The organism is Streptomyces sp. CC53 (assembly GCF_001865245.1).
GTDB lineage: Bacteria > Actinomycetota > Actinomycetes > Streptomycetales > Streptomycetaceae > Streptomyces.
The window spans coordinates 1-9078 of record NZ_MKXB01000056.1 but is presented as its reverse complement, the minus strand read 5'-3'; the positions used below and the strand labels follow the sequence as shown (position 1 = coordinate 9078).

The window sequence follows — 9078 nt, the reverse complement described above, 5'->3', positions numbered from 1 at the left end:
CCCGCCCCGGAGCCCCCGCACCGGCGGGGGCTCCACCCCGCCCCGCCCGGCACCCCTCCAGGCCCGCGCCACGTCGGCTCGGGCCTGGTGCCGTTGCGGGCACCGTGCCGCGGACGGCCCGCTCCGCCCGCGCCCCACGGACCGGACCGCCCGGCCTCGCGACACGGATGCGGCCAAGCCGTCCGTCCGCGCCCGGGAGCAGCGTGGGCGGAGCAGTGGTGCGCGTGCGTCCCGGGCGGTTCCGCGGCACGGTCGCGACCCCGTCCCCACGGCCCGGCAGCCCCCGCGGCACGGCTACGCCCCCGCGCCCCGGTACGGTCGCGCCTGCCCGCCCCGCCCCGGCCGCAGTCGGCCGGCGCCTCCCGAGCAGGGAGCGCCCTGGACACCGTGGCACCTGCTCCGTCCCGTGCCCTGCCGCCGTGGGGGCCTGCGCCGACGCGCCGGCCTCCGCGCCCACGCCGGGCGGCGCCCTGCGCCTTCGACGCGGCGCCGGTGCCTGCGTCCTCACCGCGGGCCCGTCCGTCAGGGCCGCCCGCCCGGTGCCCGCGCCTGGGCGCCGCCTGCCGCCTGCGCGCCCCGCCTCGCCGTGACCGCCGCCGACGAGGCGGTCACGGCGCGCGGAACACCAGGACCGCGTTCTGGCCGCGCAGGGCGCACACCGTGCTCAGGGCCGCCCGCACCGGGCGGCGCCGCGGCGACTTCGTGACCACGTCCAGTTCGATCTCCGGGTCCAGCCGGTCCAGGTTCGCCGTCGGCGGGATCGCCTGGTCCCGCAGCGTCAGCACCGTGCACGCCGCCTCCACCGCGCCCGCGCCGCCCACCGAGTGCCCGATCACGCTCTTCACGGCCGTCACCGGCGGCGGGGTCCAGCCGAACACCCGCCGCAGCACCCGCGCCTCCACCAGGTCCTCCAGCGGCACCCCGCTGCCGTGCGCGTTCACGTGGTCCACGTCCTCAGGACCGAGCCCCGCGTCCGCCAGCGCCGCCCGCAGCGCCCGTTCCGCCCCCCGGCCCTCCAGGTCGGGGCCCGGCTCCGCCAGCGGCCGCGCCGACGCCCCGTACCCGGCGAACACCGCCCGCACCCGCGCCCGGCGGGCCCGGGCGTCCGCGCAGCGCTCCAGCACCAGCACCCCCGCGCCCTCGCCCAGCACGAAACCGTCCCGGTCCGCGTCGAAGGGCCGCGACGCGCCCGCCGGGTCGTGCGTACGGGCCGACAGCACCCCTCCCGCCGCTCCGCTCCCGTACGCCGCCACGGCAGCCGGGCCCCGCACGCTCTCCGCGCCGCCCGCCACCGCCACGTCGCACGCCCCGGCCCGCAGCAGGTCCCGCGCCACCCCGAGGGCGCTCGCCCCCGAGGCGCAGCCCGCGGCCGTCACGAACGACGGGCCCGACGCCCCCAGGGCCGTGCCGATGCCGTGGGCGAGCCCCTCGCCGCCGTCACCGCCGCTGCGGCCGATCACGACCGCCACCCGCGCCCCCGTCCAGGCGGCGCCCGCCGCCGAGAGGCCCGCGTCGGCGAGCGCCTCGCGGGCCGCCGCCGCACCCAGCCGCAGCGCCCGCTCCGCGCCGTCCGCCGGTGCGGCGGGACCCAGACCCGCCACCCGGCAGGAGAAGTCCACCGGCAGCCCCGCGAGCAGTTCGTCGCGGGCCGCGGTCGGGCGGCCGTCCAGCAGCCCGTCCCACGTGGACTCGGCGTCAGGGCCGGCCGGGGTCACCAGCCCCAGTCCCGTGACCGCGACATCGGTCGGCTGTCGTACTCCGGCAGGTACATGCACACGCAAGGTCGACTCCAGGCGGGAGAGCTGACGGTACGGGAGGAGACGGCGCCGTCTCGGGAGAGGCGACACCCTACGGGCGACCCGGCCCGGGACCGGCACGCCGCGGCGCCGATCGGCGCCGTACCCGGGGCAAAAGCACCCGCGCGGGTGACGCGCCCGCCCACGGTCGACGCGCCCTGCCGGTGTCAGGCGCCCGGAGCCGTCAACTACGCCCCGATGCCGGGTGCATGCGGAACGACGACGTGAACCATGCCGTGACAGAGGGACCGTGGGCGGCCTGGGCACTGCACGACGCCGAGGAGGTGGCGTTCGGTCCGCGCCGACGGCGAACCCGCTTGCCGGAGCTGCGGGAACGCGGAACGACGACGTGAACCATGCCGTGACGGGGGACTGTGGGCGGCCCGTGCACTGCACGACGCCGAGGAAGCGGTGTTCGGTCCGCGCCGACGGCGAACCCGCTTGCCGGAGCTGCGGGAACACCGCCCCTCCCTGCCCGAACGGGTGGGGAGAGCCGCGGCGTCGGCTGACCAGCGGGAGTTCACGGCCGCCGCCTGGGCGCGGACCGGCGGGCGGTCCAGTTCCTCCCAGGGGGCGCTGACCGGGTTCGGGCTGCACGGTTCGGTGCACCTGGCGTGGGCCCCGCGGCCGTACGGGGCCACACGCCCGGACCGGCGACCTGGCCGCTGGTCGTCCTGCCGTTCACGCTGGGGGTGCGCGGCCGGCCGCGGCGCGCCGGAGTGCTCAGACCCGCCCGGGCGCACGACGTGGCGACCGGGCCGGCGGCGGCGGCCGGCGCCACCCTCGCGTCCCACGCGTTCGCCCGCCGGGTCACCGCCGCACGTGAACACCCCGGCCCGGCGCGGCGACCGCGGCCGCCGCACCCGGCGGGGGACGGGGCTTGCCGCACCCCTCACCCTCAGCGGCCCGCGCCCCGCGACTCCGGAAGGAACGCGGCGCGCAGGACCCGCTCCACCACCGGGTTGGTCACCGGTCCCTTCGCGTCGGTGGCGCCGACCGAGAGGACCAGGGTCCGGGAACCGTCCTGCGAGGCCGCGACGACCGTGCTGTAGCCCCACCGGGCGCCGGTCTTGAGCCACACCACCCGGCCGTCCGGCAGCGGCTGCCGCTGGAGTCCGGCGCTCATCGTGGCGCCGGGCACCCCGGCGGGCAGCGTGAACATCTCCTTCAGCTGGGGCTCCGGCACGACGTGTCCCGCGAACAGGGCGAGCAGGAACCGCTCCAGGTCGGCTGCCGTCGACACGAGGTCACCCGCCGCCCAGGAGGCCGTCGGGCCCCACACCGTCACGTCCCGCAGCTCCGTGCTCCCGTCCGGCGTCCGGAACGCCTGGTAGCCACGGTTGTGCGGGCCCCGGACGATCGGGGACGTGCCCGGCAGGTACGAGTCGCGCAGCCCGAGGGGCCGCAGGATGCGGCGGGTGACCTGCCGCTCGTAGGTGTCGCCCGTCACCCGCTCGACGAGCAGGCCGGCCACTGTGTACCCGATGTTGCCGTACCGCTGCGCCGTGCCCGGGGCGGCCAGCGGAGCCTTGGCGGTCGCGGAGGCGACCATCGCCCGCGGGTCGTGGACGTCGAAGCGGTGCGCGTACCACTCCTGGAGCGTGCTGCCGGGGAGGTCCGGACCCGGCATCCCGTGCGTGTGGTCCAGCAGCTGCCGCACGGTCACCCCCGCGTAGCCGGCGGGTATCAGATCCGGCAGGTAGTGCCGCACCGGGCGGTGCAGGTCCACCCGGCCCTCGGCGGCGAGTTGGAGCACCGTCGCGGCGGTGAACACCTTCGTCACCGAACCGGCGCGGAACCGCCCGTCCGGGTCGGCGGGCCGCCCGGAGCGCAGGTCCCGCACACCCGCGCTGCCCCGCAGGCTGCCGCAGGTGCCGCCGACCCGCACCAGGGCGGCGGTCGCGTCGGCGTTCGGCAGCCCGGCGAGCGCGGAGCGCAGCGCGGCGGCGTCCGGCGCGCCCGTCGCCGGAGGGCAGGACGCCGGTGCGGGGGCGGGGGGAGCGGCGACGGCGGGCGCGGCGCCGAGGGGGCCCGCCACCGCCCCGAGGACGAGGGCGGCGGCGAGCAGGGCGCGGCGGGGGCCGGACAGTGGCACGGTCGACTCCTGGACGGTGAGGCATCGTGGTGGACGCCTTCCATCCTGTGGACGCCGGGGCTCGCGCGGATCGCCCGCGCCGGCGGTCCCCGGCCCCGCCCGGCTCAGCCGCGCGGGGGAGGCGGGGGCTCCCCCGGTCCCCCGGCCGGGGGAGCCCCCGCGGCGACCAGGCCCGTCTCGTAGGCGCAGATGACCGCCTGGATGCGGTCCCGCAGCCCCAGCTTGGCCAGGACGTTGCCGACGTGCGTCTTGACGGTGTGCTCGCTGACGACCAGGGACGCGGCGATCTCCGCGTTCGACAGCCCGCGGGCGAGCAGCAGCAGGGTCTCCCGCTCCCGGGCCGTGAGCACGTCCAGACGGGCCGCCGGGCGGAGGGCCGGGCGCCGGGTGTACTCCGCGATCAGCCGCCGCGCCACGGACGGCGCCACCAGGGAGTCGCCGCGCGCCACCACCCGCACCGCGTGCACCAGGTCGTCCCGCCGCACGTCCTTGAGCAGAAACGCGCTCGCCCCCGCGTGCAGCGCCTCGTACACGTACTCGTCCGTGTCGAAGGTCGTCAGCATCACCGTGCGGCAGGAGGTGCGGGCGCTGATCGTGCGGCACGCCTCGATGCCGTCCGTCCCGGGCATGCGGATGTCGAGGAGAGCCACGTCCGCGGCGCACGCGCGGACGGCGGCCACAGCCTGGGCGCCGTCGCCGACTTCGGCGACCACCTCGATGTCCGGCTGCGCGTCCAGGATCATCGCGAACCCGCTGCGCACCAGCTCCTGGTCGTCCGCCACCACCACGCGCAGCGTCATCCCGCCACCCCCACCGAGGGGCCCGCGACCGGCAGGGCCACCCGCAGCACGAAGCCCCGCCCGCCGGGGCCGGTCCCCGCTTCCGCCGTACCGCCGTGCGCGGCCGCCCGCTCCCGCAACCCCGTCAAACCGTTCCCTCCGCCCGTGCCCGCCGGGGGCGCGCCCCGGCCGTCGTCGGTGACCGTGATCTCCAACCCGCCCGCGTCGTACACGAGGCGCACCACCGCCGTGGTGGCGCCCGCGTGCCGCACGGTGTTCGTGAGGGCCTCCTGCACCACGCGGTACGCGGTCGTGCCGGCCGCCGTCGGCAGCGCGTGGACGGGACCCGCCGTCTCGTGGACCACCGCCAGACCGGTGCCGCGCACGCGCTCCAGGAGGGCGGCCAGGTCGGCGGGGCCCGGCTGCGGGGCGCGGGGCGCGTCCCCGGGCCCGCCGCCCGGTGCGCCCTCGCGCAGCACACCCAGCATGCCGCGCAGCTGCGTCATCGCGTCCCTGCCCGCTTCCGCGATGGCCTCGAACGCGGCCTCGGCCCGCTCGGGAGCGGTGCGGACGGCGACCGGCCCGGCCTCCGCCTGCACCACCATCAGGCTCACCGCGTGGGAGAGGACGTCGTGCATCTCGCGGGCGATCCTGGCCCGTTCGCGAGCAGCGGCCTGCTCCGCCTCCACGCGGTTGGCCCGCTCCAGGTGCGCGGCCCGCTCCGCCATCGCCGCGGCGTACCGCTGCCGGGTGTCCGTGAGCCGGCCCATGACGTAGGCGGCGCCGAACACGAACAGCGAGAAGAGCAGTTCCCGGGGCTCGCCCGTGTTGGTCGCCACCGACGGGAAGATGACCGTGAACATCAGCGCGGCCGCGGCCAGCCGCCTGGGCGGCGGCGACAGCGCGGCGACCGTGTAGAACGCCACCAGCCCCGGGTACGGCAGCGGCTGGCCGGGACCGTCGGCCCCGAACCGGTACAGCGCGCCCGCCGCCAGGACCGCGAGGAGCACGGCGACGGGGGCGCGGCGCCGCCACGGCAGCGGGGCGACCGCCAGCGTGGTCAGCGCGTACGACGCCCAGTCGGCCTCCGGGAGGTGCGGGGCGCGGGGCACGACGAAGGGGATGGTCACCGCCGCCTGCACCAGCAGCGTGACCGCGAGGTCCACCCGCCACGGGCGGGCGGTCAACGCGACGCGGAGCCGGGACACGTGGCGTTCCGGGCGGAGCGGACGGAGACCAGCGCGTCCACGCGGTTGGTGGTGACGGAGTCCACGCCCGCGTCGATCAGCCTGCGCATCGTGCGCCGCGTGTCGGCCGTCCACGCCGAGACCAGCAGCCCGTCGCGGTGCACGCGGTCCGCGAGGGCCCTGCCGACCAGCCCGAAGCGGTAGTTGAGCCAGCGCGGGGCGAGGTCGGCGAGCAGCGCCGGGCGGGCCGGGGCGAGCGTCGTCCACGTCAGCGCCAGCTCGGCCGCCGGGTCCTCGGCCCGCACCAGCAGCATCGCGGGCGCACCGGAGCAGTAGTAGACGCGGTCGGCGGCGCCGCAGTCGCGGACGGTGCCGACCACGGCGCGCACGGACCGGGCGGTGGCCCCCGGAAGGTCGATCATGACCCGGTGGGGGCCGACCGCCTCCAGCGCCTCGCGCAGGGTCGGCACGCCCTGCGGGCCGGTCAGCTCGCGGACGTCGGCGAGGGTCAGCGCCGCCAGCGGCCGGTCGACCCGCCACAGCCGCTTCAGCGTGTCGTCGTGGAGCAGGACGGGGACGCCGTCGCGGGTGAGCCGCACGTCGACCTCCACGGCGTCCGCACCGCGGACCAGGGCCGAGCGGATCGAGGCGGCGGTGTTCTCGCGGACCCGGTACGGGTCCCCGCGGTGGGCGACGGCGGTGACGGGACGCGGGCGGCGCGCGGCGGCGGGATCGGTCACGGCGTGAGCCACTGCTCCGTGTACGCGTCGATCTCGGCGCTGATCCGGTCCTTGCCCGCCGCGTCGAGGAAGGACGCTTCCACGGCGTTCTTCGCGAGCGCGGCGACCCCGCGCTCGTCGAGGCCCAGGAGGCGGGCGGCGACCGCGTACTCGTTGTTGAGGTCCGTGCCGAACATCGGCGGGTCGTCGGAGTTGACGGTGACGAGGACGCCCGCGGCCACCATGTCCGTGATCGGGTGCTTGTCGAGGTCGGTGACGGCCCGGGTGGCGATGTTCGAGGTGGGGCACACCTCCAGGGCGATGCGGTGCTCGGCGAGGTGCGCCAGCAGCTCCGGGTCCTGGACGGCGCTCGTGCCGTGGCCGATGCGCTCCGCGCCCAGGTCGTTCAGCGCGTCCCAGACGGTCTGCGGCCCGGTCGTCTCCCCGGCGTGCGGCACGGACCGCAGCCCCGCCGCCCGGGCCCGGTCGAAGTACGGCTTGAACTGCGGGCGCGGCACACCGATCTCCGGTCCGCCGAGCCCGAACGACACGAGGCCCTCGGGCCGCAGGTCCACGGCGAGCCTCGCGGTCTCCGCGGCGGCCTCCAGCCCGGCCTCCCCGGGGATGTCGAAGCACCAGCGCAGGATCACGCCGAGTTCGGTCTCGGCGGCCCTGCGGGCGTCCTCGATGGCCTCCATGAAGGCCCGCTCGTCGATCCCGCGCCGGGTCGAGCTGTACGGGGTGATGGTCAGCTCCGCGTACCGGATGTTCTGCCGGGCCATGTCCCGCGCCACCTCGAACGTCAGCAGCCGCACGTCCTCGGGGGTGCGGACGAGGTCGACGACCGACAGGTAGACCTCGATGAAGTGCGCGAAGTCGGTGAAGGTGAAGTAGTCCGCCAGCGCTTCGGGGTCCGTGGGCACCTTCGAGTCCGGGTGGCGCGCCGCCAGTTCGGCCACGATGCGGGGGGACGCCGAGCCCACGTGGTGGACGTGCAGCTCGGCCTTGGGCAGCCCCGCGATGAAGGGGTGCAGATCGGTCATCGGGGTCCTTCGTGTGAGGGGGCCGTCCCTGGTCACGGGCCATCGTAAGCGGGTCGTTAGCATGGCCGGACCACGATGGGGGAGGCCATGACAGACAACCACGACCGCAACGACCCCTGGGCGCCGCCGGGGCGGCCGGCCGCCCCGCAGGGCCCCGCCGACGCGGGCGGCCCGGCGGGCCAGGGCCCGGTCGACCTCGGCAAGGCGGGCCCGCCGCCCGTGCACCAGCAGCCGACGGTGGCGTCCATGCCCGCGCCCGGCTTCACCGCCCCGCAGGGCCCCGGCGACGTGCCGCCGCCCCCGGTCGCGCCCGGCGGCCCCGGGCAGCCCGCCCCCGGTGCCTACGGCTATCCGGCGCCGCCCGCCGCGGGACAGCCGGGCGGCGCGTACGGCTATCCGGCGGGCCACCCCGGCTACGGGCCGTACGGCCAGGGCGGTTGGGGCCCGGCGCCGAACAACGGCATGGGCATCACCGCGATGGTGCTCGGCATCGTCTCGCTGGTGATGTGCTGGCTGTGGGGGCTGGGGATCATCCTCGGCGCCCTCGCCCTGGTGTTCGGCATCATCGCCCGCAAGCGGGTGCAGCGCGGCGAGTCGACCAACGGCGCCTTCGCCACGGCGGGCATCGTCACCGGCTCGGTCGGCATCGTGCTGGGCGCGGTCATCCTGGGTGCCATGATCTGGGCGATCGTCCAGGAGGAGAACCGCAGCGGGCAGGACGACCCGTACCGGACGGCTCTGGTCGTCGCCGAGGCGTCCCGCTAGCCACGGCCGCACGGCCGTGCCGTACGCCCGCAGGGCGGCGGGGCGGTCGGCCGCGCGGGCGGGCGCGTGACGCAGGAGGGGGCCTCGGCGGTCCTCGGTGACGCGGTGCGCGGGAGGCCCGCGGCCGCGTACGGGCCGGGCACCGGCAGGCCCCCCGGGGGAGCCGGGCCGTGGCACCCGGCCGGGCGGGGCCACCTCCCTGCGCAACAGGCACCCGCGAGCTGATCGCCGGGCCCTACGATGGGCCGACGAGACTCACCGGAGGGGGACACCCATGTCCGATCCCAATCAGCAGCCCGGCGGCTTCGGGCCGAGCCCGTACGCCCAGGGGCAGCCGCAGCCCGGGTACGGCTATCCCGGCCCCGAGGCCGGCGGCCAGCCAGCGTACGGCTACCCGGCCCCGGACGCCGGCGCGCAGCCGGGGTACGGGTACCCGGCGCAGCCGCCCGCCCCCGGCTACCCCGCGCCGCCGGCCGGCGCCCCGTACGCCGCGCCCGCGCCGTACGGAGCCGCCCAGCCCGCCAACGGCCTCGGCACGGCCGGCCTGGTGTGCGGCATCATCGGCGTCGTCCTGAACGTGACGGTCATCCTGTGGTGGGCCGGCATCATCCTCGGCATCCTCGCGATCATCTTCGGCGCCGTCGGCCGCGGCAAGGTCAAGCGCGGTGAGGCGACGAACAAGGGCGCCGCCACG

General features: G+C 77.5%; 8 protein-coding genes. 2 read left to right on the top strand and 6 right to left on the bottom strand.

Going from position 1 to position 9078, the window contains the following annotated elements; genetic code table 11:
* Positions 1-608 precede the first annotated feature (608 nt).
* The 6 genes from BJP40_RS05080 to BJP40_RS05055 form a co-directional block, all read right to left on the bottom strand.
* Positions 609-1781, bottom strand: coding sequence for a beta-ketoacyl synthase N-terminal-like domain-containing protein (locus BJP40_RS05080; protein ID WP_226962430.1), 1173 nt, complete (start codon positions 1779-1781; stop codon positions 609-611).
* 913 nt (positions 1782-2694) lie between these two features.
* Positions 2695-3885: a serine hydrolase gene (locus BJP40_RS05075; RefSeq protein ID WP_071278948.1), complete on the bottom strand. Its 1191-nt coding sequence runs from the start codon at positions 3883-3885 to the stop codon at positions 2695-2697.
* 110 nt (positions 3886-3995) lie between these two features.
* Positions 3996-4691 (bottom strand): response regulator transcription factor, encoded by a 696-nt coding sequence (locus tag BJP40_RS05070; RefSeq protein WP_071278920.1) that lies wholly within the window; start codon positions 4689-4691, stop codon positions 3996-3998.
* Positions 4688-5878, bottom strand: coding sequence for a sensor histidine kinase (locus BJP40_RS05065; RefSeq protein WP_226962429.1), 1191 nt, complete (start codon positions 5876-5878; stop codon positions 4688-4690). Before BJP40_RS05065 ends, BJP40_RS05070 begins: the two co-directional genes overlap by 4 nt.
* Positions 5854-6597: a glycerophosphodiester phosphodiesterase gene (locus BJP40_RS05060; protein WP_226962428.1), complete on the bottom strand. Its 744-nt coding sequence runs from the start codon at positions 6595-6597 to the stop codon at positions 5854-5856. The genes BJP40_RS05065 and BJP40_RS05060 overlap by 25 nt, the downstream gene beginning before the upstream one ends.
* A complete protein-coding gene (locus tag BJP40_RS05055; protein ID WP_071278916.1) occupies positions 6594-7619 on the bottom strand; it encodes an adenosine deaminase in 1026 nt (341 codons plus the stop codon). Before BJP40_RS05055 ends, BJP40_RS05060 begins: the two co-directional genes overlap by 4 nt.
* Positions 7620-7706: 87 nt before the next feature.
* Here BJP40_RS05055 and BJP40_RS05050 point away from each other — a divergent pair, with 87 nt between their 5' ends.
* Together BJP40_RS05050 and BJP40_RS05045 are read left to right on the top strand one after the other, a co-directional pair.
* Positions 7707-8384: a DUF4190 domain-containing protein gene (locus BJP40_RS05050; protein ID WP_071278943.1), complete on the top strand. Its 678-nt coding sequence runs from the start codon at positions 7707-7709 to the stop codon at positions 8382-8384.
* 274 nt (positions 8385-8658) lie between these two features.
* The coding region (locus BJP40_RS05045) for a hypothetical protein (protein WP_071278914.1) at positions 8659-9078 on the top strand (420 nt) is incomplete at its 3' end.

Bases quoted from the DNA above. Each gene is read 5' to 3' on its own strand.
- BJP40_RS05055 (WP_071278916.1), bottom strand. From the start codon at position 7,619: ATGACCGATCTGCACCCCTTCATCGCGGGGCTGCCCAAGGCCGAGCTG.
- BJP40_RS05050 (WP_071278943.1), top strand. From the start codon at position 7,707: ATGACAGACAACCACGACCGCAACGACCCCTGGGCGCCGCCGGGGCGG.
- BJP40_RS05070 (WP_071278920.1), bottom strand. From the start codon at position 4,691: ATGACGCTGCGCGTGGTGGTGGCGGACGACCAGGAGCTGGTGCGCAGC.